At 66.1% G+C, this 1,051-nt stretch carries 1 protein-coding gene; it reads left to right on the forward strand.

Going from position 1 to position 1,051, the window contains the following annotated elements; genetic code table 11:
* On the forward strand, positions 1–1,050 hold a 1,050-nt coding region (locus ABZS54_RS43035), incomplete at its 5' end, for an IS630 family transposase (protein ID WP_355548955.1).
* Position 1,051 lies beyond the last annotated feature (1 nt).

Here is a 1,051-nt window from a genome sequence, read left to right on the forward strand (position 1 = left end):
GACGACGAGCGGGAGACGTTGACGAGGTGGGCGAGACGCCGAAAGTCGTCGCAGGCTTTGGCGTTGCGTTGTCGGATCGTGCTCGGGTGTGCGGAGGGTAGGACGAATCAGGAGGTCGCCGCCGAACTGGGCGTGTGGCCGCAGACGGTGGGCAAGTGGCGCCGCCGGTTCGTGGTGGAACGGTTGGAGGGGCTGGCCGACGAACCTCGTCCGGGTGCCCCGCGAAAGATCGGCGACGAACGGGTGGAGGACCTGATCGTCGCGACTCTGGAACGCACTCCCAAGGACGCCACGCACTGGTCGCGGGCGTCGATGGCGGCCGAGACCGGTCTGTCGAAGTCGACGGTCGGTCGGGTCTGGAAGGCGTTCGGGCTCAAGCCCCACCTGGTGGACACCTTCAAGCTTTCCAAGGACCCTCAGTTCGTGGACAAGGTCCGTGACGTGGTCGGCCTGTATCTCGACCCGCCCGAGCGGGCCCTGGTGTTGTGCGTCGACGAGAAGTCGCAGATACAGGCCCTGGACCGGTCCGCGCCGGTGCTTCCGATGATGCCGGGCATGCCCGAGCGTCGCACCCACGACTACGTGCGCGGGGGTGTCACCACGCTGTTCGCCGCACTGGACGTGGCCACCGGCGAGGTCATCGGCTCCATCCACCGCCGCCACCGCGCGGTGGAGTTCCGGAAGTTCCTCGTCAAGCTGGACAAGGAGGTCCCCGCGGACCTGGAGGTGCATCTGGTCTGTGACAACTACGCCACCCACAAGACTCCCGCCATCGCGAAATGGCTCGCCGCGCATCCCCGTTTCCACCTGCACTTCACGCCCACGAGTGCGTCGTGGCTCAACCAGGTCGAGCGCTGGTTCGGTCTCCTGACGGACAAGCGACTGCGACGCGGAGTCCACAAGAGCGTCCGGAGCCTGGAGAACGACATCCGCGACTGGACCAGGACATGGAACGAGAACCCACGCCCGTTCGCCTGGACCAGAACCGCAGACGAGATCCTCGAACGCCTCGCTTCCTATCTGAAGCGAATTCCTGGCGCAGGACACTAGG

This window comes from Embleya sp. NPDC005575 (genome assembly GCF_040605455.1).
Classification (GTDB): domain Bacteria; phylum Actinomycetota; class Actinomycetes; order Streptomycetales; family Streptomycetaceae; genus Embleya.